Source organism: Phenylobacterium sp., assembly GCF_016124325.1.
Lineage (GTDB): Bacteria > Pseudomonadota > Alphaproteobacteria > Caulobacterales > Caulobacteraceae > Phenylobacterium.
Genome location: NZ_WGNY01000014.1, coordinates 98,476 through 119,581, shown reverse-complemented (window position 1 = coordinate 119,581; position 21,106 = coordinate 98,476). Strand labels below are relative to the sequence as shown.

The following is a 21,106-nucleotide window of genomic DNA, read 5'->3' as shown; positions in this document are numbered from 1 at the left end:
ATGGCCCGCGTGCTGCTCTTCGGACCCTTGCGCGACCTCGCCGGCTGGCGCGAACGCGACATCGAAAGCGGCTCGCTCGCCGCCCTGCGCAGCCTGCTGGCCGAGGAGGACGAGGCGCTGGGCCTGGCGCTCGACGGCCCCGGCGTCCAGGTGGCGGTCGACCAGGCGCTGGTCCGTGGCGACATGCCCCTCGGCGACGGCAGCGAGGTGGCCTTCCTGCCGCCGATGAGCGGCGGATGATCCGGCTCACCGACCAGCCGTTCGACCCCGGCGCGCTGCTCACCGCCTTCGCCGAAGGCCGCAGCGAGACGGGCGCCATCGCCACCTTCACCGGCATCGCCCGCGCCGAGGCCGGGGCGACGGCGATCCTGGAGCTGGAGGCCTACCCCGGCTTCACCGAGGCCGAGATCGGCCGGATCGCCGACCAGGCCAGGGCCCGCTTCGGCCTGCACGACCTCGCCATCCTCCATCGCATCGGCCGGATCGGCCCCGGCGAGCCCATCGTCTTCGTGGCCACCGCCGCCGGCCACCGCCGCGCGGCCTTCGAGGCCTGCGATTTCCTGATGGACTACTTGAAGAGCCGCGCGCCCTTCTGGAAGAAGGAGCACGGTCCGGGCGGCGAACGCTGGATCGAGCCCACCGCCCAGGACCACGCCGACCGCGAACGCTGGGACAAGGAGACGACGGGATGAACGCCCTCACGCCCGGCGGCAAGATCGACGCCGCCAAGACCCTGAAGCCCGTGCGGATCGCCGTGCTGACCATTTCTGACACGCGCGACGAGGAGAGCGACACGTCCGGTCGCCTCTTGGCCGAGCGGGTGACGGGGGCCGGCCACGAGCTGGCCGCCAAGGCCATCGTCCGCGACGACGTCGAGGAGATCCGGGGCCAGGTTCTGGCCTGGGTGAAGGACGGCGTGGAGGCGATCGTCACCACCGGCGGCACCGGCATCACCGGCCGCGACGTGACGCCCGAGGCCATTCGGCCGCTGTTCGACAAGGAGATCGACGGCTTCTCGGTGGTCTTCCATCTCGTGAGCTACCAGTCGGTGGGGCTCTCGACGCTCCAGTCGCGGGCGCTGGCCGGCATCGTGACGGGCTGTTTCGTCTTCTGCCTGCCGGGCTCGAACGGCGCGGTGAAGGACGGCTGGGACAAGGTGATCGCCGCCCAGCTCGACAGCCGCCACGGCCCCTGCAACATGGTCGAGCTGATGCCCCGGCTGATGGAGGCGTGAGCAGGCTCACCCATATCGACGAGACCGGCCGCGCCCGCATGGTCGACGTCTCGGACAAGGCCGTGACCGCCCGCGAGGCGGTGGCGGAGGGCTTCGTGCGCATGAGCCCGGAAACCCTGGCGCTGGCGCTGTCCGGCGAGGGGAAGAAGGGCGACGTGCGCGCCGTGGCCGAGATCGCCGGCGTCATGGCCGCCAAGAAGACCGCCGAGCTGATCCCCATGTGCCACCCGCTGCCGATCGCCAAGGCCGAGGTGCGCGTCGAGCCGGCCGAGGGCGGACTTGCGGTGACGGCGCGGGTGAAGACCACCGGCCAGACCGGGGTGGAGATGGAGGCCCTGACCGCCGCGTCGGTCGCCTGCCTGACGCTCTACGACATGCTGAAGGCCGCCGAGAAGGGCATGGTCATCGAGGCCGTGCGCCTCGTCTCCAAGACCGGCGGCAAGAGCGGCGACTGGACCGCGCCATGAAGCTTCTGCCCGTCGCGGAAGCCCGCGCGCGCATGCTCGCGGCGGTTTCGGCGCTGCCCGCGGAAACCGTCGCGATCGCCGACAGCATCGGCCGGGTGCTGGCCGAGGACGTCACCGCCGTGCGCGACCAGCCGCCCTTCCCCGCCTCGGCCATGGACGGCTGGGCGGTGCGCGCGGCCGACACGCCGGGCGTCCTGCGGATCGTCGGTGAAAGCGCGGCGGGGCACGGCCACGACGGCGAGGTCGGCGCGGGCGAGGCGGTGCGCATCTTCACCGGTGCGGCGGTCCCGGCGGGCTGCGACGCCGTCGTGATCCAGGAGGACGCGCAGCGCGACGGCGAGACCGTACGTGTTCCCGAGACGCCGACCGGCCATCATGTCCGCCCGGCCGGCGGCGACTTCCAGGCCGGGGCCGCGCTGCTGGCCAAGGGCGTGACGATGGATCCTTGGCGGCTGTCGCTGGCCGCCGCGGCGGGCCGCGCCGAGCTGTCCGTGGCGCGCCGGCCCCGGGTGGCCCTGTTCTCCACCGGCGAGGAGATCGTCGAGGCGCCGGCCGTTCCCGGACCCTTCCAGATCTACGATTCGGGCTCGCGGGCGCTGGCGGCGCTGATCGCCGGCTGGGGCGCCCAGGTCTCGCGCGCCAAGCCGGTGCGCGACGATCTGGACGCCACGATCCAGGCGCTGCGCGACGCGGAGGGCGACCTCGTGGTGACCGTCGGCGGCGCGTCGGTGGGCGACCACGACCTGGTGCGCGGCGCGGCCGAGGCCCTGGGCCTCGAACTCAGGGTGGCGAGCGTGAACGTGCGCCCCGGCAAGCCCACCTTCTTCGGGGTCCTGGGCGACGGACGCCGGCTGCTCGGCCTGCCCGGCAATCCGGCCTCGGCCCTGGTCTGCGCCGAACTGTTCCTCAGGCCCCTGGTCCGCGCGTTCCAGGGCGCCGATCCGGCCTCGCGGACGACCACGGCGCGGCTGGCCGCGGCCCTGCCGGCCAACGGATCGCGGGAGCACTGGATGCGGGCGGGGCTCTCGGTCGAGGACGGCGTCGTCACCGTCCGCCCCTATCGCGATCAGGACTCTTCGCTGGTCAGCGTCTTCGCCGCCGCCGACGCGCTTCTTGGCCGGCCGGCCGGCGCATCCGCCGCCGAGGCCGGCGCCGTCGTCGAGGTGCTGCCGCTTCCCCGGGCGTGACGCAGGGCGGTGATCTCCCCGATCACCGAGACCGCCACCTCGAAGGGCGCCTTGCCGCCGATGTCGAGCCCGATCGGCGCATGCAACCGCGCCAGCGCGCCCGCGGGCATGCCCAGCGCCGCCATCTCCTCCACCCGTCCGGCCAGGCGGCGGCGGGCGCCCAGGAGGCCGACGTAGCCCGCCTTCGACGGCAGGGCGACGGCGAGCGCGGCGCGGTCGGTCTCCAGGTCGTGGGTCGCCACGGCCACGGCGGTCCAGGGATCGAGACCCACGGCCTCCAGCGCCGCGCCCGGCTCGTCGCGGCGATAGGCGACGCCCGCGATCGGCGGCGGCGCCTCAGGGCCCTTGGGCCGCACCAGCGTCGTCTCGAAACCCGACTTCACGCCCAGCTCGGCGATGGCGAGCGCCGTGGGATCGCCGCCCACCACCACCAGCCGCGGCGTGGGCGCGTAGGGCTTCAGCACCAACGCCTCGGGCCAGGGCGACACATCGGCGGCGCACAGGCGCGCCCGGCCGTCGCTGACATAGGTGACCGGACGTCGTTCGGTTTGGGCGGCGAGCACTTCCGCCAGGGCCGCGTCGTCAGGTGTGATCCGCTCCAGAACGATCTCGATCCGCGCCCCGCACAGCAGCCGGATGTCGGGCCAGGGACTGCCCTCGCCATAGACCAGCGTGCGCGGCTCGCCATCCTCGAGACAGGCCCAGGCGTGGCCCGCCACGTCGCCTTCCACGCAACCGCCCGAGAAATAGCCGGCGAGGACGCCCGGCGCGAAGACCATCTGGGTCCCTTCGGGACGCGGTCCGCCGCCGCCCACCGAGACCAGGGTGGCGAGGATATGGGCCTCGCCCGCGTCGCGCGCCCGGCGCATGGCGGGGCGCACGTCTTCGGCCACGCCGAACATCGGCCAGTCGGGAAGAGATTCGATCACGCCTGAACCATCGCTGATGCGCTCGGATACGGCTTCTTAGCTTTCATGCGACAAATTGGCGGGCGAACGCGATTCCACAAGCTTTTCAGACCGCATGACCTCCAATCTCACCAAGCTCGGGCTCGGGACCGCGCAGTTCGGTCTCGATCAGCCGCCGGGCGGACGGGGTCGCCCTCGAGAAGCCGAGGCGCGGGAAATCCTTTCTATTGCAGGACGTTCGGGGCTTTCGGTCCTCGAAGTCGGCCGCGGATCGGCCACGGCGGACACCCACCTGCGGGGCGCCATGCCCCAGCCGAACCCTTTCCGAATCACCCTGACGGCGATTCGCCCCGACCGCGGCCCCGACGCCGTGGAGGCCGAGCTGCGCGCCCAGATGCTGCGCCTGGGCGTCGAGCGGGTCGATTCGATCGTCGCGCCGTCGGCCACCGACCTGTTCTCGCCCCTCGGCCCCAAGCTCTGGGAGCGCCTGAAGGCGCTGAAGGACCAGGGGCTCTGCCGGCGCGTCGGCGTGCCGGTCTACGCATCCGACGATCCCGTGGGCGTGGCGCGGCGCTTCAAGCCCGATCTCGTCCAGGCCCCGGCCTCCCTGCTCGACCAGCGGCTGCTGCTCGACGGCTCGCTCACCACGATCGCCGAGATGGGCGTCGAGGTGCATCTGCGCTCGATCTTCCTGAACGGCGCCCTGTTCCTGCCGCCCGATCGGGCGCCCAGCCACCTGAAGGCCGCCGCGGGTCGCATCAGCCGCGCGCGGCGCCTGATCGCCGAAGGCAGGTCCGATCCGCTGCAGGCGGCGCTGGGCTTCGCGCTCACGCGGCCCGAGGCCTCGGCCGTGCTGGTCGGCGTGACCTCGGCCGCCGAGATGAGCGCCGTCGTCGCTGCGGCCATGAGCCCGCCGCCCGACCTCGACTGGGACGAGATGGCGATCGACGACCCCGAAACCCTGGCCTGGGTTGCGGCCTGACGCCTAGCCGAACGGCTTCTCCAGGCTGGGCTGCGGCGGGGTGAACCAGGCCGCGCCGTCCTCGGTCACGTGGAAGTGGTCCTCCAGGCGCACGCCGAAGGCGCCGGGCACGACGATCATCGGCTCGTTCGAGAAGCACATGCCGGGCTGGAGCGGCGTCCTGTCTCCGCGCACGAGGTAGGGCGCCTCGTGGATCGAAAGCCCGATGCCATGGCCGGTGCGGTGGGGCAGGCCGGGCAGTTCGTAGTCGGGCCCGAAGCCCTCGGCCTCCAGCACGCGCCGCGCCACCGCATCGATCTCCTCGCACGGCACGCCCGGCTTCACAGCGGCGAAGGCCGCGGCCTGGGCCTTCTTTTCCACCTCCCAAACCCGGGCCTGCTCCTGCGTCGGGGTTCCGAACACGTAGGTGCGGGTGATGTCGGAGTTGTAGCCCTGGACCTGGCAGCCGGTGTCGATCAGCACGAGGTCGCCGTCCTTCAGCGACTGGTCGCCGGGCAAGCCATGCGGATAGGCCGAGGCCTCCCCGAACTGGACGGCGCAGAACGACGAACCGTTGTCCGCGCCCAGCGCCCGGTGCGCCTGGTCGATGAACCGGCGGACCTCGCTGGCGGTGATCCCCTCCCGCAGGATCCGCGCGGCGCGGCGATGCACGTCCAGCGTCATGGCCTTGGCCTGGGACATCAGGGCCAGCTCGGCCGGCGACTTGATCATCCGGCAGCCGTCGACCACCGGCGCGCCGCTGGTCATCGCCACCTTGGGCGCGGCCTGCCGCAGGCCGTCGAACATGAAGAACGCCAGCGCCGGGTCGATCGCCAGCGAACCGGCGCCCAGCTCCGACAGCACCGTCGCGCAGAGCGCGTAGGGGCTCTCGTGCTCCTCCCACAGGCGCAGCGGCGCCTCGATCGCCAGCGAGGCCTCCAGCGAGCCCTTCTCGAAGCGCGGGCAGATCATCACCGGCGCGCCCGTCTTGGGCAGGATCATCGCCACCAGCCGCTCGGTGGCGTTCCAGGCGACGCCCGCGAAGTAGCGCAGCGACGCGCCCGCCCCAATGATCAGGGCGTCGGTGGTCATCAGCGCCTGGCCCCTGGCGAGCCGCGCGAGCCGCTCCGCCTGTGAGATCGGCGGCGCGGGATCGGGCCAGCGCCCCAGCTCGGCGAGTTCCCGTTCGACCGTCGATCCGCCGATGCCGTTCATCTCGAACTCCCGTGTAGAGGCGCAGAAGAAGCGCACGAACGCGTCCCTCGCAAGGCGTCATCCCAGGCCTTGCGCCTGGGATCCCTCTCGAAGCCGCGCCTCCGCTGGAGGGCTGAAATCGCACAGGCGGCCGAAAGAGGGATACTCGCCACAAGGGCGAGGATGACGCGGGCCGGATGGCGCGGCTAAAGAAGGCCCATGGCCGGAAGTCAGGACTTTGCCCCCGATCCGCGCAATGCGGATCTCAAGATCTACGTCAACGGCGCGCTCGTGCCGCGCAGCGAGGCGAAGGTGTCGGTGTTCGACGCCGGCTTCGTGCTCGGCGACGGCGTCTGGGAAGGGCTCCGCCTCCACAAGGGCCGGCTCCTGTTCCTGGAGGCGCACATCGACCGGCTCTACGAAGGGCTGGCGGCCATCCAGCTCGACATCGGCCTGACGCAGGCCGAGCTCGTGGCCGAGATCGAGCGCACCGTGAAGGCCAACGGCATGGAGCATGGCGCGCACCTGCGCCTCATGGTGACGCGCGGCGAGAAGAAGGCGGTCAACCAGGACCCGCGCAACTGGCTGGGCAAGCCCACCATCGTCATCACCGCCGAATACAAGGAGCCCTCGCCCGAGATCGTGACCCGGGGGCTGGCTCTGGCCACGTCCGACATCCGCTGCACGCCGGCCGAGATGTTCGACATGCGGCTGAATTCGCACAGCCGCCTGGCCCTGATCCGCGCCCTGATCGACGCCATCGAGCGCGGCGGCGACGAGGCCCTGATGCTGGACCCGAACGGCTATGTGTCGAGCTGCAACGCCACCAACTTCTTCTGGGTGAAGGGCGGCCGGGTGATGACCTCCACCGGCGACTACTGCTTCAACGGCGTGACCCGGGCCAACGTCATCGCGCTCTGCCGCCGTCACGACATCCCGATCACCCTGGGCGACTTCGAACTGGGCGACGTCCAGGCGGCCGACGAGGCGTTCGTCACCGGCACCTTCGGCGGGCTGACGCCGGTGCGCTCCATCGACGGGCATGACCTGCCGGAAGCCCTGCCCGGCCCGATGACCCGGACGCTGCGGGCCGCCTACGAGGCGCTCAAGGACGAGGACGCGGGCGCCGCATGACCATCCGCATCGCCATGTGGTCGGGGCCGCGGAACATCTCCACGGCCATGATGCGCAGCTTCGAGAACCGCGGCGACTGCGTGGTCGTCGACGAGCCCTTCTACGCCGCCTATCTCGCCCGGACCGGGCTGGACCATCCGATGCGCGACGAGGTGCTCGCCGCCCAGCCGCGCGACTGGCAGGCGGTGGTCGCGGACCTCGCGAAGCTCGACGCCCCCGTCGTCTACGAGAAGCAAATGGCCCACCACATGCTGGAGGGCTTCGGACTCGATTGGGCCGCCGGGCGCCGCAACGCCTTCCTGATCCGCGACCCGGCCGAGGTGCTGGCCTCCTATGTCGCCAAGCGCGGCGAGGTCACGCTGGACGACATCGGCGCCGTCAGGCAGCGCGAACTGTTCGAGCGCGAGGCCGACCGGCTGGGCCGCGCGCCGCCCGTCGTGCGCGGCGCCGACGTGCTGGCCGATCCGGCGGGGATGCTGAAGGCCTTGTGCGCGGCCCTCGACATCCCGTTCACCGAGAAGATGCTGGCCTGGCCGCCGGGCCCGCGCGCCAGCGACGGCGTCTGGGCGCCGGCCTGGTACGACTCGGTCGAGCGCTCCACCGGCTTCGAGACGCCCCAGCGCCGCGCCTATCCCCCGCTGCCCGACGCGCTCAAGCGCATCGCCGAGGCGGCCCGGCCCCACTACGAGGCCCTGGCCGCCCACCGGCTCGCCGCCTGAACCCGCGCCGTCCCTGACGCAGGGACAGATTGCCCCCGACTCCCGGTGAGGCTATCTGAACGCCAGGTTCGGCCGGCGTCTCGTCGGGCGGGCCGATGCGCGCCGGTGTCCGGGAATGCGGTGCGGGTCCTTGCGGGCCCAATTCCGCGGCTGTCCCTGCAACTGTAAGCGGCGAGCACGAGATGCGTGGCGACCTTCAGGGTCGCCGGCCACTGGGCCCTCGGGCCTGGGAAGGCGCGTTTCGTGCGGCGACCCGCGAGCCAGGAGACCGACCGGTGCGTGTCGCTCTAGCCGTGGCTCAGGGATTGGCCGTGGCGCGGGTCGAACTCGTCGGAGCGACGAACCAGCGGCGGGGGCCGCCTTCGCGTGTTCCGGCGGGCGCCATGCGTCCGGCCGCCGGACGCGCGACCGCCCGGAGGGCGGAGGCCTCCCGCCACGTCGCACGACGCCGGGGCCAGATCCCACCATGAAGACCCGCCTTCTCCTGTTCGCCGCAGCCGCGGCGATCGCACCCGCCCATTCCGCTTGCGCCGAGTCCGCCGTGGACGAGGTGGTCGTCACCGCCTCGCGCAACGGCGAGGGTTTGCGCGCCGACCAGATCGGCGGTTCGGCCACGGTGCTGGACGACACCGCGTTCGAACAGCGTCAGACGCGCTTCGTCTCCGACATCCTGCGCGATGCGCCCGGCCTGGCCGTCAACCGCGTCGCCGGCCTCACGCAGATCCGCATCCGCGGGGCGGAGGCCAACCACACCCTCGCCCTGGTGGACGGCATCGAGGTGTCGGACCCCTACGCCGGCGAATTCGACTTCGGCGCGCTGATCGCCGACGAGGGCGTGAAGGTCGAGGTGCTGCGCGGCCAGCAGAGCGCGCTCTACGGATCCGACGCCATCGGGGGCGTGATCAACTACATCACCCTGTCGGGCGCCGAGGCCCCCGGGGTCCGCCTGCGGGCGGAGGGGGGCTCGTTCGGAACCGTCGCGTCGGCGGCGCGGGCTGCCGGCGTCGTGGGCGATCTCGACTACGCCGTCTCGGCCTCGCAGTTCCGAACCGACGGCGCGCCGAACGCCCGCGGCGGCGAACGCGACATCGGCTCGGCCAACTGGAGCCTCTCGGGCAAGACCCGCTGGTCGCCCTCGGAAACCTTCCGCCTCGACCTCGTGGGCCGCTATTCCCGCAGCCGCGACGATATCAACAACAGCGACTTCGACCCCACCAGCGCCAGCTTCGGCTACACGGTCGACAGTCCTGGCTCCTATGTGAAGAACCATACGCTCTACGGCCTCGCCCGGGGCGAGCTGTCGCTGCTGGACGGCCGCTGGACCCAGGCGATCTCGGCCCAGGCGGCCTACACCAAACGCGACGGCTTCGACTTCGACGCGCCCAGCTACGGCGATCGCGGACGACGGACCAAGGCCTCGTACGAGACCACCTACCGCTTCGGGACCGGCGCGATCCGCCAGGAGGTGACGCTCGCCGTCGACGCCGAACGCGAGCGCGCCCGCAATGCGGACCCCTCCGGCTTCGCCTTCAACGGCTGGCGTCACATCGACAATGTGGGCGTGGTCGCCGCCTACGACCTCTGGGCCAACGACCGGCTCGCGCTGGGCGCCTCCTTCCGCCACGACGACAACAACCGGTTCAGGAACGCCGACACCTACCGCGTCCAGGGCAGCTATCGCTTCGATTCGGGTCTGCGCCTGCGGGCCGCGGCCGGCTCGGGCGTGAAGAATCCCGGGTTCGGCGAACTCTTCGGCTATGTGGACGGCCGCTACATCGGCAATCCCGACCTCAGGCCAGAGACGTCCGAAGGCTGGGAGGCTGGCGCCGAGCAGACCTTCATGGACGGCGCGGCGCTGATCGGCGCCACCTGGTTCCACAGCACGCTGAAGGACGAAATCTACACCACCTTCCCACCGCCGCTGTTCGTGGCCTCGCCCGCCAACCGCGATACGAAGTCGAAGCAGCGCGGCCTCGAAGCCTTCGCCCGCGTGCGGTTCGGGGCCTTCCTGATCGACGCGGCCTACACCCGCCTGCACGCCCGCGAGAACGGCCAGGTGGAAGTGCGCCGGCCCAACGACATCGCCAGCCTCGCCCTGACCTGGCAGGATCCCGGGGATCGCGGCTCGGCTACGCTGGTCGTGCGCTACAACGGCGCCCAGGACGATCTGGCCTTCACCGATCCGTCCTTTGTTCCGGTGCGCGTGCGGCTCGACGACTACACCCTGGTCGACCTCAACGGGGAATGGCGGCTCACCGACCGCGTCCGCGCCTTCGCCCGCGTCGAGAACCTCTTCGACGCGCGCTACGAGGAGGTGTTCAGCTTCGTGGCTCCCGGGCGCGGCGTCTACGCCGGCCTGCGGACGAGCTTCTGAGGCGCGCCATGGGACGGACGGACCTCTCCCCCTGGCGCGCCGCGGCCTGGCCGGTCGTGCTCGCCGTCGTCACCGTGGCGGGCAGCCTCGCGGCGTCCTGCCTGATGCCGTTCACCGCGCTGGCGGCGATCGCTGCGGCGACCTTGCCGCCCGGTCGCGCCGCCCTCGCCGTGATCGGCGCCTGGGCGGCCAACCAGGCGATCGGCTTCGGCCTGCTGGGCTATCCGCACACGGGCCAGGCTCTCGGGCAGGGCGCAAGCCTGCTGGCCGCCGCGCTGTTGGCCCAGCAGGTCGCGCGCGCCGTGGGCGTCGCGACGGGCGGCGTCCTGCGCCTCTGCGCCGGCTTCGTCGCCGGGTTCGTCGCCTATGAGGCGCTGCTCCTCGCCGCGGCGCGGGTGACCGGCGGACTCGACACCTTTACGCCGGCGATCGTCGCCCAGGTCGCGGTGTCCGACGCGCTGTGGTTCGCGGTGCTGCTCCTGGCGAGCCTGACGCTCCAGCGGGCGGCGCCGGGGCTCGCCCCCCACCGCCCGCTGAGCCCGAGGCTGGCCTGATGGGCGACGGCCCGCGGATCGTCTCGCTGCTCCCCAGCGCCACCGAGATCGCGGTGGCGCTGGGCTTCTGCGATCGGCTGGTGGGGCGATCGCACGAGTGCGACTTCCCCGCGCCCGTGCGCGCCCTGCCGGCGCTCACGCGCACCAAGCTGGAAAAGGGCCTGCCGTCCGCCGAGATCGACCGGCGGGTGCAGGAGATCGTCCGGCAGGGCCTGTCGGCCTACGAGGTCGACGCGGTCCGTCTGCGCGAATTGGAGCCCGACGTGATCCTCACTCAGACCCAGTGCGCGATCTGCGCCGTCACCCCGCTCGACCTCGAGGAGGCCCTGGCCGCCTGGACCGGCGCGGCGCCGGTGCTTGTCTCGCTGGCGCCGGACGACCTGTCGGACGTCTGGGGCGATTTCGCCGAGGTGGGCGCAGCCCTCGGCCTGTCCCTGGAGGACGTAGCCTCGCGAGTGCGGCCGTTGCGTCACCGGCTCGAGGACCTCGCACGTCGCACGGCCGGGATTCCGGCCCGCCCCCGCGTGGCCGCCATCGAGTGGATCGAGCCGCTGATGGCGGCCGGCAACTGGATCCCGGAGCTCATTGCGCTGGCGGGCGGCGAAAGCCTGTTCGCCACGCCCGGACAGCACTCGCCCTGGCTGGCCTGGGACGCGCTGACCGGCGCCGATCCCGACGTGATCGTGCTGATGCCCTGTGGCTTCCAGATTCCCCGGACCCTGACCGATCTCGGCCCGCTCGCCCGCGATCCTCGCTGGCGCGCCCTGAGCGCCGTACGCGAGGGCCGGGTCTTCGCCGCCGACGGCCACCATCTGTTCAACCGGCCCGGCCCGCGGCTGGTGGAATCCGCCGAGGCTCTGGCCGAGATTCTCCACCCCGGCGCCTTCGACTTCGGCCATGCCGGGCGGTTCTGGACGCGCGTCGGGTCGTGACGGCGTGGACGCTTGCGATCGGGACCGGCGGGCGGCAAGGTCCCGCGCCATGCGCAACGCTCCCCTCTTCGCCCCCCTCGCCCTCGCCCTTGCCGTCGCCGCGCCGGCGTTCGCCCAGCCGCTGGGCGGCGAGCAGCCGCTGTTGAAGGAAGTGGCCGCACAGGTCTCGCCGCAGCGCCAGCGGGCGACGATCGAGAAGCTCGTGTCGTTCGGCACCCGGCACGCGGGATCCGACACCAAGTCCGACAAGCGCGGCGTCGGCGCGGCTCGCCGCTGGATTGCTTCGGAATTCAATTCAATATCGAAGGATTGCGGCGGACGCCTCAAGGTCGAGACGCCCTCCCAGGTGATGACGGCCCCTCGCCTGGCCGGCCCCACCGAGATCATGGACGTCCTGGGCGTCCTGCCGGGGACCACCGATCCCGGCCGCGTCATCGTGATCAGCGGCCACTACGACAGCCGCAACTCCGACGCCAACGACTTCACCGGCGACGCGCCCGGAGCCAACGACGACGGCTCGGGCACGGCTGCCGTGATCGAGGCGGCCCGCGCGCTCTGCCAGCACGAATACCCGGCCACCCTGGTCTTCGCCGCCCTCTCCGGGGAGGAGGAAGGGCTGCTGGGCGGCAAGGTGCTGGCCGACTACGCGCTCGCCCAGGGCTGGCGCGTCGAGGCCGACCTCAACAACGACATCGTCGGCAACACCGAGGGCATGGGCGGCGTGCGCGACAACACCCACGTCCGCGTCTTCTCCGAAGGCACGCGCAGCACCGAGACGCCCGAGCAGGCCAACCGGCGGCGCTACAACGGCGGCGAGGTCGACAGCCCCTCGCGCAACCTCGCCCGCTTCATGGACCGGCTGGCCGACCAGTACCTGACCAATCTCGACGTGAAGATGATCTACCGCACCGACCGCTTCGGCCGCGGCGGCGACCAGGTGGAGATGCTCGCCGCCGGCTTCCCGGCCGTGCGGGTGACCGAGGCGGCCGAGAACTACACGCGCCAGCACCAGAACCTGCGCACCGAGCACGGGATCAAGTACGGCGACGTGATCGAGGGCGTGGACTTCGACTACCTGGCCCAGGTGACGCGCCTGAACGTGGTGACCATGGCCGCGCTCGCCATGGCGCCGGCCCCGCCGACGGGCGTTGAGATCGAAGGCGCCGTCGGCCCCGACACCACGGTCAAATGGACGCCGGCCAAGGACGCGGCCGCCTACCGCGTCTGGTGGCGCGGGACCACCGATCCGCAGTGGCGCTATTCGCGGGCGGTGGGAACCGGAGGCACGGTCAGGCTGCCGAACGTCGTCATCGACGACTGGTTCTTCGGCGTCAGCGCCATCGGCCCCGACGGCTTCGAGAGCCCGGTGGTGTTCCCCGGCGCGCCCGGAACCTTCGAGCGCGGCGGAACGGCGAAGTAGGGCGGGGATGCTCCTCCTCTGGAGGAGCTGTCGCGGAGCGACTGAGGAGGGTTGGCGGCGAGAGGTCTGAGCGGACCTCCTCCGGCCCTTCGGGCCACCTCCTCCAGAGGAGGAGGATCAGCCCAGCCTGGCCTTGTAGAGCTTGGTGAGCTCGGCCCAGGCGCGCTCGGCTTCGGCCTCGTTGTAGACGGCGCTGCCGCGAACGGTCCAACCGTGGTCGCCGCCGTAGACCTCGACGGTCGCCGGACGGTTCAGGTCGGCGAAGGTCTTCTTCAGTACCTCCTTGTCGCCAGGCGCGCGCGCATCGTCGTTCCTGGCCACACAGACCAGGTAGCTGGCCTTGGACTTGGCGACCAGCAGGTGGGGGCTGTTGGGCTGCGGGGTCACCAGCCCGCCGCCGTGGAAGGTGGCCGCCGCCCCGATGCGGTCGGCGACGGCCGCCGCCGTGCGGAAGGTCAGCGGACCGCCCATGCAGTAGCCCTGGACCCCGGCCGGCTTCTTCCTGTCCACCTGCGGCTGGGCGTCGAGGAACGCGAGATAGGCCTTGGCGTCGTTGTCCACGCCCGCGTCCGGCATCGCCATGCGATAGCCCATCAGCGTCTGGCGGCCGGAGGGTTCGCCGAAGTTCAGGCCCGCGTACTCGGCGGGCTTGGCCGAGCGGTAGAAGGGGTTGGGAACCAGCACCACATAGCCCTGGGCGGCCAGCCGGCGGCCCATCTCGCGGAACACGGGGCGCAGGCCCAGGATGTCGGTCCAGATCAGCACGGCCGGCCAGGTCCCCTTGCCAGCGGGATAGAGGAGCACCGCGTCGGCCTCGCCGTCGGCGGTCTTCACCACCACGTCCTTGGCGGTGACCTCGGCCATGGCGCGGGCCTCGGCCGCGCTCAGCACCGCCAGGGCGCCGACGCCGGCGCCGAAGGCGCGCCGGGAGATGGCGGGGTCAGCCTGGAGCCAGGGGTTGATCTCGTCGTCGCACATGGGGGCCTCCCGGTTTTCGTTACCCGCCGCCTAGGCAGGGGGCCTCATGTTGCGGCGATATTTCAGCGGAGGGGAACCACGAAAGACACGAAGCGCGCCTCGTTGGGGGGCCGGGGTCGTGTTTTTGGAACCACAGAAGACACGGAAAACACTGAAGGCCGGCGGCCCCCGCCCGGCGTCGCGAAGGCGGGGTCGAGCTTCCGGCTCGGATTCAGGTCCCGATCAACAGACTGAAAACATTATAGATCGTCATGGCCCAGCTTGTCCGGGCCATCCATGAACACCACGCGGGCAAGCCAGGACGCGGCGGCGGCGCCAAACCGGCCGACGCCCCTGTTCATGGGTCGCCCGGACAAGCCGGGCGATGACGACAGGGCTGGTTGACCAAGTCGCCAACCTGAACCGCGAGAGGGGGCCGAGCGCTCCGCGCTCTGATTTCTTTCGCGTTTTTCGCGCCTTTCGTGGTCCCTACGCCCAGACGCCGTAAGGGTCGACGAAGGGCTTGCCGAAGGCGGCGGCGACGGCGGGGTGGGTCAGTTCGCCGGCCAGCACGTTGAGGCCCTTGGCCAGGTGCTTGTTGGTCTTCAGCGCGTCCAAGCCCTTGTCGGCGAGCTGCAAGCCGAACGGCAGGGTGGCATGGACCAGCGCTTCCGACGAGGTGCGCGGCGCGGCGCCCGGCATGTTGGCCACGCAGTAGTGGACCACGCCGTCGATCGTATAGGTCGGGTTCTTGTGGGTGGTGGGCTTGCTGGTCTCGAAGCAGCCACCCTGGTCGATGGAGACGTCCACCAGCACCGAGCCCGGCTTCATCTGCGACAGGTGCTCCTTGCGCACCAGCTTGGGCGCGGCGGCGCCGGCGGTCAGCACCGCGCCGATCACCACGTCGGCCTTGAGGATCTCCTCCTCCACCGCGTCGATGGTGGAATAGCGGGTGATCACGCGGCCGGCGAAGATGTCGTCGACGTAGCGCATGCGCGGGATCGAGCGTTCCAGGATCACCACCTCGGCGCCGAGGCCGGCGGCCATCACCGCGGCGTTGGCGCCCACCACCCCGCCGCCCAGGATGCAGACGCGCGCGGGCGGCACGCCGGGCACGCCGGAGATCAGGAGGCCCATGCCGCCGTTGTGCTTCAGCAGGGTCTCGCCGGCCGAGAAGACGGCGATGCGGCCGGCCACCTCCGACATGGGCGCCAGCAGCGGCAGGCCGCCGTTGGCGTCGGTGACGGTCTCGTAGGCGATCGCCGCGCAGCCCGACTGGACCAGGCCCTCGGTCTGGGCCGGATCGGGCGCCAGGTGCAGGTAGGTGAAGAGGATGTGGTCGGGGGTCAGCCGCGCCCACTCCACCGCCTGGGGCTCCTTCACCTTCACGATCATCCTGGCCTCGCGGAATACCGCCTCGGCGTCGGGGAGGATCGTCGCGCCGGCCCGGACATAGGCCGCGTCGGGATAGCCCGCGCCGTCGCCGGCGCCGGTCTCGACCACCACCTCGTGGCCGTGGGTCACGTACTCGCGCACGGCGGTGGGGGTGAGGCCGACACGATATTCGTCCGGCTTGATCTCGCGAGGCACACCGACGCGCATGAGCGGCTCCTTCAGGGGCGGATATTGCGGGCTTGTGGCGGTGTGGGGGAACAGCGTTGCCGGGTCAAGGGGATGATGCGAAGTCCGATCCTCCTCCATTGGAGGAGGTGGCCCGGAGGGCCGGAGGAGGTCCGCTCAGAAATCGCCGTTGCGAGGTCGCTGATGACCCCCTCAGTCGCTTCGCGACAGCTCCCCCGAAGGGGGAGCATCCGCCTCGCGAAGGAAGGCGAGGATCGTTCGGGCCGCATCATCGACCTCTTGCAGGATGATGCGCGCGGGCAGGCGCAGCGTGCGGATTCCCTTGGCCGCAAGCCACTCATCGCGGAGCCGGTCGCGTGCCGGACGTCCGCCGACATCGTGGTCGCGCCCGTCGACCTCGACGCAGAGGCGATGTTCAGCACAGTAGAAGTCGAGGACATAGGTCCCGATCGGGTGCTGACGACGAAAACCGAGGCCAGCGAGTCGACGTCCCTTGAGCGCGCGCCAGAGCAACACCTCCGGCAGGCTCATGTTTCGCCGGAGGCGGCGCGCGAGGTCCCGGGTTTCGGCCGGCGCATCCATGATCTCAGTTCCGATACCGCCCCGCCAGCCGTCGCGTCTCGCGGGGGTCGGGGTTGTCGGGCAGGGCGAAGGCCACGCGCCAGTGCAGGCGGTGGCAGCCGGGGCAAGGCCACTGGACGCGGCGGGCCACCTGGTCGAGCGGGGTGGTGTAGCCGCCGGCGCGCAGCTCCTGCAGGCGGGCCAGCACCCGGGCGGGGTTGTAGCCCTTGGTCCAGCCGCAGGCGGCGCAGGTCAGCATCAGGCGGCAGCCGGGCCAGCGGGGATGGTCGCCGATCACGGCCAGCTTGTTGAAGGGTATGGTGCGCATGGAAGAGCCTCGCGGCCGCATGAAAGCAGGTCGCCGCGCCGGAAGCGACAGATTGTTCATCTTTTGTTCTCATTTTGGGTAGTTCGGGGGAACCCGCCCTCCGCCGCGCCGTTCCGCCCTTGGCCCGCGCCGCCGGCGCCCCGATACTGCGCGCCGCAACCCGCCATCGCCCTGACAGGATCCTCCCCCTGCCGTCGCCGTCCGACCCCGAAAATTCCCCGCCCGCCGCGACCCGGCCGCGCCTGTCCCGTATCGAAGCCGTGGTGAACACCGCCGCCGGCGGCGTGGCCCGCGACGCGCCCGACGTCCTGAAGACGCTGCTGGCCAAGTCCGGCGCGGAGGTCCGCATATCCGCCTGCGCGCCCAAGGACGTGGAGGGCGCGCTCAAGGCCGCGATCGACGCCGCCCCCGACCTGCTGGTGGTGCTGGCCGGCGACGGCACCGCGCGCGCGGCGGCCGAGATGGCCGGCATGGACGGCCCGCCGATCGCGCCGCTGGCCGGCGGGACCATGAACATGCTGCCGCACGCCATCTATGGCGCGCGCCCCTGGGCCGAGGCGCTGCGCGAGACGCTGGAGCACGGAACGGAGAAGACGCTGGCGGGCGGCGACATCGACGGCCGACGCTTCCTGGTGGCCGCTATCGTGGGGGCGCCGGCGCTGTGGGCCCCGGCGCGGGAAGCGGCGCGGGAGGGCAAGGCGCGCGAGGCCCTGGCGCACGCGCTGGCGGCCCTCGACAAGAGCTTCGCCGGCCGGCTGCGCTACAGCCTGGACGGCGGGCCGCGCAGCGAAACCGAGGCCCTGATCCTGATGTGTCCGACCGCCTCGCGTGTGATGGACGACACCGCCCAGGCGCTGGAGGCCGAGGCCCTGAACATCCACGGCGCGGGCGAGGCGCTGCGGCTGGGCGCCGCGGCCCTGGTCGGCGACTGGCGCATGGACCCGGCGGTGGAGGGCCGCGCCTGCCAGGTGGCCAACATCTGGGCCGACGGCGGGGCCCCGGCCCTGGTGGACGGCGAGCTGGTGCGGCTGTCCCAGCTCACCGAGGCGCGGTTCGAGCCGGCGGTGTGCCGGGTAATCGCGCCGCCCAAGCCGAAGGCGGGATTCATTGCGCAACTGAGGGCGCGCGCCCCGTGAAACGCATCATCGCGCACCTGTCCGACATCCACTTCGGCGACCAGCACGAGCCGGCGCTGGCGGGGGCGACGGACTGGCTGCGCGAGCACGCCTTCGACCTGATCGTGGTGTCGGGCGACCTGACCCGGTTCGGCGAGGTGAACGAATTCGAGGCGGCGGCGGAGTGGCTGGCGGCGCTGACGGCCCCCACTCTGGTGACGCCCGGCAACCACGACGCCCCCTACCTCGCCTGGGCCGAGCGGATCGCCGCGCCCTTCCGCCGCTACGAGCGCCACATCGGGCCCGCCCCGGCGCAGGGCTGGCGCGCCGGCGGCGTAGCGGCGCGCGGCGTCAACACCGCGCGGGGCGCGCAGCCGCGTCTGAACTGGTCGAAGGGCCAGATCGCCGGGCGGCAGGCCAAGGAGGCCGCTCGATGGTTCCAGCCTGACGACCTGGTGCGGATCGTGGTGGCCCACCACCCTCTGATCGAGATGCTGGGCGGCCCCATGACCGCGCGGGTCTGGGGCGGCGAACGGGCGGCCCGGCGATTCGCCGACGGCGAAGTGGACCTGGTGCTGTCCGGCCATGTCCATGCGCCCTTCGCCCGGCCCTATCCGTTCGGCGACGAGCGCACCTATGCGGTGGGCGCGGGCACGCTGTCGGTGCGCGAACGCGGCGCGCCGCCGGGCTTCAATGTGATCGAGGTGGACGACGCGGTGTTCCGGGTCACGGCGCTGGGGTGGACGGGCTCGCACATGGAGCCCTGGCGGACCTGGGCGCTCGACCGGCGCCCGAGGTCCTCACCGGGCTAGAGGCCTTCCCCCTCACGATGCGGCATCGTGAGGGGATCAGAAGGGCTCTAGAGCGGTCCGGAACCCGGCCGGCCACGGACCATGTGGGCGACGACCGAGACCAGGAACAGGATCAGGAAAACGAAGAACAGGATCTTGGCGATGCCGATCGCGGCGCCGGCCACCGTCGTGAAGCCGAGAACGGCGGCGATCAGAGCCACCACCAGAAATGTCAGGGCCCAGCCGAGCATGATAGGTCTCCTCGCATACGGACCGACGCGTCCGCGGAGAAGGCAACGTCGGAAGCTGGAGTAGCGTTCCGCGCTATTTCCGGGGGCGGGCGGCGTTGCCGGCCACGAACGCGCTGAGGATGGTGGTGAGCGCGCCGGGATTGCGGATCGACACCGTAATGACCGCGGCGGCCGCCACCGCCGCGGCGGCCATGGCCGCGAACGGACGCTCCTTGGCCATGCCGATCAGCTTGTCGACCTGCGATTCCTCGCCCTTCGGCGGCGGCTTCGGCGAGGCGGCTCGGACCGCGACAGCGGCCACGATCACGGCGATCAGGGCGAAGATGGCGGCCACGACGGCCGCCGCGCCCGCCGGACCCAGCCAGACCCGGGCCAGGGCGAAGACGGCGTAGGACGCCGCCACCACGCAAACGCCGGCGGCCGCAGCCACCGCGGCGACGGCGGCGGCGAGGTTCAGGACGCGTCTGACGATCAACGGCGGGCCGCGAGCAGCAGGCCGATCAGCACGCCCACGCCAAGGGCGGCGCCCGTGGCGGCGAGCGGGCGGGCCCGGATCTGTTCGCTCGCGACGCGGGCCGCCTCGTCGAGCTGTTCGCCGGCCGCGTCGGCGTAGACGCGGCTCTGGGCGCGGACCTGCTCGAGGCTCTGCTGGGCGGCGGCCTCGACGCGCTTCACCGCGTCGGCCACGGCCTTCTGGATGTCGGCCTTCAGCTTGGCGGCGTCTTCGGCCGCCATAGCCGCGTCTTCGGTCGTCGCCGATACAGCCTTGGCGGGCATGCAAGTTCTCCTAGCGGTGGGTGGACTGAACCAGATCGAGGCCAAGCCTCAAGCGGCCAACATAGGGCTTCCTTCGGGGCGCGCAAAGCATAGCCGGGAGCCGAAGGATCGAATCGTCGTTTACCGTCGCGCAACCAGGCCGCATTTCCTATCTTGCCGCGATGACGCGCACGCCGGACCTAGCTTTGGACGGGAAGCGCCTGGAGGCCGCGCTTCAGGCGGCGGTCTTGGCGCATTCGAATGGGACCTGCTGCGCGATGTCTTCGTCGTCAGTCCGCTGATGGCCGCCATCACCGGACTGCCGTCCGGCGAGTTCCCGGCGGAAGGCGGCACGGCGTTCTACAAATACGCCCATCCCGACGATCTCGAGGCCCTTGACGCGCAGCGCCGCCGCGACCTGCAGAACGGCGAGACCTACGACGTCCGGTTCCGCCACATCCGCCCCGACGACCAGCGCACCGTCTGGCTGCGCGTGGCCGGCGTGATCGAGCGCGACGCGCAGGGCCACGCCGTGCGCACCCTCGCCATCGTCGAAGACACCAGCCAGGCCCACCTCAAGGAGGACCAGCGCCAGCAGCTGATGGCCGAACTGGACCACCGGGTGAAGAACGTGCTGGCCGCCGTGCAGGCGCTCGCCCAGCAGACGGCCAAGCGCACCACCTCGCTCGACGCCTTCCTCGCCACGTTCAGCGGCCGTCTCAAGGCGATGGCCTCGGCCAACGAGCTGCTCACGGCCGCCCGCTGGCGCGGCGCGGCCATCGACCATCTGGCCACGGCCGAACTGGGCGCGATCGCCCCCGGCCAGACGAGCTGGAACGGGCCGGAGCTGTTCCTGACCCCCCGCGCGGCCAATGCGCTGTCGCTGGCGCTGCACGAACTGGCCACCAACGCGGTGAAGTACGGCGCGCTCTCCACCGACACCGGGCGCGTCGACGTCCGCTGGAAATCCGCGCCCGAAGGCGGATTCGAACTGACCTGGAGCGAAAGCGGCGGGCCGACCGTCAGCGCGCCCATCCGCGAGGGCTTCGGCACGACCTTGCTGGCCCAGGTGACGGGACGCGAGCTCAACGGCCACGCCAAGGTCGATTTCCGGCCGGGCGGCGTGCAGGCGAAGATCCGCGCCGGCGCCGCGGCCGTGGCCGAGCGCCCGGACATCGTGCCCGAGGCGCCCGCCGCCCGGGTCACCGAGACGGTGGACGTCACACGCACGCGCCCCAGCCTGAAGGGGGCCAGGGTGTTGATCGTCGAGGATGCGGTCCTGCTGGCGCTCGAACTGGAAACGGCGCTGTCCGAAGCCGGGGCGACGGTGATTGGGCCGGCCTACGAACTCGAGGAGGCGCTGGCGCTGCTGGACCGCCCGATCGACGCGGCCGTGCTCGACGCCAACCTCAATGGCCGCTCGGTGACGCCGGTGGCCGAGGCCCTGGCCGCGCGCAAGGTGCCGTTCGTGTTCGCCACCGGCTACGGCGAGACCGGCGGCGCGCCGGGCGGCTTCGACGCCCCCGTGATCCGCAAGCCCTACGACGTCACCCAGGTGGCCGCCGCGGTCGCCGAGCTGCTCGCGGCGAATTAACCTCGCGAAGCGGCGCGTTGCCGCGCGGCGAGATCGCGCTGGGACAAGGCGCCGCCTCCGCAAAGCCGCCCGGAACCTCTATCCCCGC

The 21,106-nt window shown here is 71.8% G+C and carries 23 protein-coding genes, 1 pseudogene and 1 riboswitch; of the genes and pseudogenes, 15 read left to right on the top strand and 9 right to left on the bottom strand.

Features of this window, described 5'->3' with window-relative positions; translation table 11 throughout:
* The 5 genes from GC203_RS07510 to glp are packed head-to-tail and all read left to right on the top strand — an operon-like array spanning position 1 to position 2,888.
* Positions 1–240, top strand: coding sequence for a MoaD/ThiS family protein (locus GC203_RS07510; protein ID WP_293452942.1), 240 nt, complete (start codon positions 1–3; stop codon positions 238–240).
* Entirely contained in the window at positions 237–692 is a 456-nt protein-coding gene (locus GC203_RS07505; protein WP_293452940.1) for a molybdenum cofactor biosynthesis protein MoaE, read from the top strand. Before GC203_RS07510 ends, GC203_RS07505 begins: the two co-directional genes overlap by 4 nt.
* Positions 689–1,234 carry a molybdenum cofactor biosynthesis protein B gene (gene moaB / locus GC203_RS07500; protein ID WP_293452938.1) on the top strand — a complete coding sequence of 182 codons (546 nt, stop codon included), beginning with the start codon at positions 689–691 and terminating at the stop codon, positions 1,232–1,234. The genes GC203_RS07505 and moaB overlap by 4 nt, the downstream gene beginning before the upstream one ends.
* Positions 1,231–1,701, top strand: a complete 471-nt coding sequence (gene moaC / locus GC203_RS07495; RefSeq protein ID WP_293452936.1) for a cyclic pyranopterin monophosphate synthase MoaC — start codon at positions 1,231–1,233, stop codon at positions 1,699–1,701. Before moaB ends, moaC begins: the two co-directional genes overlap by 4 nt.
* Positions 1,698–2,888 carry a gephyrin-like molybdotransferase Glp gene (glp, locus tag GC203_RS07490; protein WP_293452934.1) on the top strand — a complete coding sequence of 397 codons (1,191 nt, stop codon included), beginning with the start codon at positions 1,698–1,700 and terminating at the stop codon, positions 2,886–2,888. The genes moaC and glp overlap by 4 nt, the downstream gene beginning before the upstream one ends.
* A 23-nt stretch (positions 2,889–2,911) precedes the next feature.
* Here the strand turns inward: glp and GC203_RS07485 are convergent.
* Positions 2,912–3,757 (bottom strand): annotated as a pseudogene (locus GC203_RS07485) (XdhC family protein); the annotation flags it as partial.
* A gap of 154 nt (positions 3,758–3,911) precedes the next feature.
* Here GC203_RS07485 and GC203_RS07480 point away from each other — a divergent pair.
* Positions 3,912–4,778, top strand: a complete 867-nt coding sequence (locus tag GC203_RS07480; RefSeq protein WP_293452933.1) for a bifunctional regulator KidO — start codon at positions 3,912–3,914, stop codon at positions 4,776–4,778.
* A 3-nt stretch (positions 4,779–4,781) separates the two neighbouring features.
* Here GC203_RS07480 and GC203_RS07475 read toward each other — a convergent pair whose 3' ends face one another.
* Positions 4,782–6,008 (bottom strand): Xaa-Pro peptidase family protein, encoded by a 1,227-nt coding sequence (locus GC203_RS07475; protein WP_366501548.1) that lies wholly within the window; start codon positions 6,006–6,008, stop codon positions 4,782–4,784.
* 162 nt (positions 6,009–6,170) lie between these two features.
* Between GC203_RS07475 and GC203_RS07470 the strand changes: the two genes are divergently transcribed.
* The 6 genes from GC203_RS07470 to GC203_RS07445 all read left to right on the top strand — a co-directional run bounded on the left by GC203_RS07470 (position 6,171) and on the right by GC203_RS07445 (position 13,084).
* A complete protein-coding gene (locus tag GC203_RS07470) occupies positions 6,171–7,085 on the top strand; it encodes an aminotransferase class IV (protein WP_293452931.1) in 915 nt (304 codons plus the stop codon).
* A complete protein-coding gene (locus GC203_RS07465; RefSeq protein ID WP_293452929.1) occupies positions 7,082–7,804 on the top strand; it encodes a hypothetical protein in 723 nt (240 codons plus the stop codon). Before GC203_RS07470 ends, GC203_RS07465 begins: the two co-directional genes overlap by 4 nt.
* 110 nt (positions 7,805–7,914) lie before the next feature.
* Positions 7,915–8,075, top strand: a riboswitch (cobalamin riboswitch).
* A gap of 195 nt (positions 8,076–8,270) precedes the next feature.
* Positions 8,271–10,178, top strand: coding sequence for a TonB-dependent receptor (locus GC203_RS07460; protein WP_293452927.1), 1,908 nt, complete (start codon positions 8,271–8,273; stop codon positions 10,176–10,178).
* 8 nt (positions 10,179–10,186) lie between these two features.
* Entirely contained in the window at positions 10,187–10,732 is a 546-nt protein-coding gene (locus GC203_RS07455) for a hypothetical protein (RefSeq protein WP_293452925.1), read from the top strand.
* On the top strand, positions 10,732–11,664 hold the full coding sequence (locus GC203_RS07450) for an ABC transporter substrate-binding protein (protein ID WP_293452924.1): 933 nt from the start codon (positions 10,732–10,734) through the stop codon (positions 11,662–11,664). Before GC203_RS07455 ends, GC203_RS07450 begins: the two co-directional genes overlap by 1 nt.
* A gap of 49 nt (positions 11,665–11,713) precedes the next feature.
* Positions 11,714–13,084, top strand: a complete 1,371-nt coding sequence (locus tag GC203_RS07445; protein WP_293452923.1) for a M20/M25/M40 family metallo-hydrolase — start codon at positions 11,714–11,716, stop codon at positions 13,082–13,084.
* Positions 13,085–13,201: 117 nt separating this feature from the next.
* Here the strand turns inward: GC203_RS07445 and GC203_RS07440 are convergent, their stop codons facing one another.
* The 4 genes from GC203_RS07440 to GC203_RS07425 all read right to left on the bottom strand — a co-directional run bounded on the left by GC203_RS07440 (position 13,202) and on the right by GC203_RS07425 (position 16,511).
* On the bottom strand, positions 13,202–14,062 hold the full coding sequence (locus GC203_RS07440; protein WP_293452922.1) for a dienelactone hydrolase family protein: 861 nt from the start codon (positions 14,060–14,062) through the stop codon (positions 13,202–13,204).
* A 468-nt stretch (positions 14,063–14,530) separates the two neighbouring features.
* Entirely contained in the window at positions 14,531–15,643 is a 1,113-nt protein-coding gene (gene ald / locus GC203_RS07435; RefSeq protein ID WP_293452921.1) for an alanine dehydrogenase, read from the bottom strand.
* A gap of 171 nt (positions 15,644–15,814) precedes the next feature.
* Positions 15,815–16,204, bottom strand: a complete 390-nt coding sequence (locus GC203_RS07430; protein WP_293452920.1) for a DUF559 domain-containing protein — start codon at positions 16,202–16,204, stop codon at positions 15,815–15,817.
* A 4-nt stretch (positions 16,205–16,208) separates the two neighbouring features.
* Positions 16,209–16,511 (bottom strand): hypothetical protein, encoded by a 303-nt coding sequence (locus tag GC203_RS07425; RefSeq protein WP_293452918.1) that lies wholly within the window; start codon positions 16,509–16,511, stop codon positions 16,209–16,211.
* Positions 16,512–16,774: 263 nt separating this feature from the next.
* On the opposite strand from GC203_RS07425, the gene GC203_RS07420 reads away from it, so the two are divergent.
* A complete protein-coding gene (locus GC203_RS07420; protein ID WP_293452916.1) occupies positions 16,775–17,647 on the top strand; it encodes a diacylglycerol kinase family protein in 873 nt (290 codons plus the stop codon).
* Positions 17,644–18,438: a metallophosphoesterase gene (locus GC203_RS07415; RefSeq protein ID WP_293452914.1), complete on the top strand. Its 795-nt coding sequence runs from the start codon at positions 17,644–17,646 to the stop codon at positions 18,436–18,438. The genes GC203_RS07420 and GC203_RS07415 overlap by 4 nt, the downstream gene beginning before the upstream one ends.
* A 47-nt stretch (positions 18,439–18,485) precedes the next feature.
* Here GC203_RS07415 and GC203_RS07410 read toward each other — a convergent pair whose 3' ends face one another.
* The 3 genes from GC203_RS07410 to GC203_RS07400 form a co-directional block, all read right to left on the bottom strand.
* A complete protein-coding gene (locus GC203_RS07410) occupies positions 18,486–18,668 on the bottom strand; it encodes a DUF1328 family protein (RefSeq protein WP_293452913.1) in 183 nt (60 codons plus the stop codon).
* 73 nt (positions 18,669–18,741) lie between these two features.
* Positions 18,742–19,143, bottom strand: a complete 402-nt coding sequence (locus GC203_RS07405) for a hypothetical protein (RefSeq protein ID WP_293452911.1) — start codon at positions 19,141–19,143, stop codon at positions 18,742–18,744.
* Complete coding sequence (locus tag GC203_RS07400) at positions 19,140–19,445, bottom strand: hypothetical protein (RefSeq protein ID WP_293452909.1); 306 nt, start codon at positions 19,443–19,445, stop codon at positions 19,140–19,142. Before GC203_RS07400 ends, GC203_RS07405 begins: the two co-directional genes overlap by 4 nt.
* A 280-nt stretch (positions 19,446–19,725) precedes the next feature.
* Here GC203_RS07400 and GC203_RS07395 point away from each other — a divergent pair, with 280 nt between their 5' ends.
* A complete protein-coding gene (locus GC203_RS07395) occupies positions 19,726–21,018 on the top strand; it encodes an HWE histidine kinase domain-containing protein (protein WP_293452907.1) in 1,293 nt (430 codons plus the stop codon).
* Positions 21,019–21,106: the final 88 nt, after the last annotated feature.